The following is a 627-nucleotide window of genomic DNA, read 5'->3' on the forward strand; positions in this document are numbered from 1 at the left end:
GAGTTCAGGTACAGCGCGAGCAGGACGCCGCCGCGCGACGCGCGCGCACCCGTGCGGCCCGCCTGGTCGGCCACGTCGCGCGCGGTGTCGCCGGCCGTCCCGGCGTCGGCGTCCGTGGGCCCGTCGGTGGGGCCGTCCGCGGGCCCGTCCGTGGGCTTCGGCGACGCCGCGTCGGTGGGCTGGTCCGTCGGCGCGTCCGCGGGCTCGCCCGCGTCCTCGTCCGGGGCGCCCGCGTGCCGCTCGCGGACCTCGTCCTCGGGCCCGACGAGCGCGAGCCGCACGTCGGCCGCCGCGTCGCCGCCGGCACCGAACGCGAGCTGCACGTCCTCCGCCTCGCCGATCCAGACGGACTCCGTGCCGGCCCGCAGGTCGCGGCCGGCCTCCACGGTGCCCGGGTCGGGCGTGACGCCGTCGCTCTCCAGCGGCACCCACGCCGACCAGGTCCCGTCGGTCCGGGTGCGGACCTGCACGTCGACCTCGTCGGGGGCGGCGTCGAGCGACCACGTCACGCCGAGCGTGTGGTACGCGTCGACGGCGACGGGGTCGCTGAGCACGCGGGCGCCGGCGGCCTCGTCGGCCGCGACCACGTCGGGCAGCGCGCGGCCGGCCTCCGGGGCGGTGCGGCGC

At 80.5% G+C, this 627-nt stretch carries 1 protein-coding gene; it reads right to left on the reverse strand.

Features of this window, described 5'->3' with window-relative positions; all coding sequences use genetic code 11:
• A partial coding sequence (locus tag AB6N23_RS18550) for a PT domain-containing protein (protein WP_412867418.1) occupies positions 1-627 on the reverse strand: 627 nt, incomplete at both ends.

Origin of the sequence: Cellulomonas pasadenensis, assembly GCF_047229365.1 — a bacterium.
GTDB lineage: Bacteria > Actinomycetota > Actinomycetes > Actinomycetales > Cellulomonadaceae > Cellulomonas.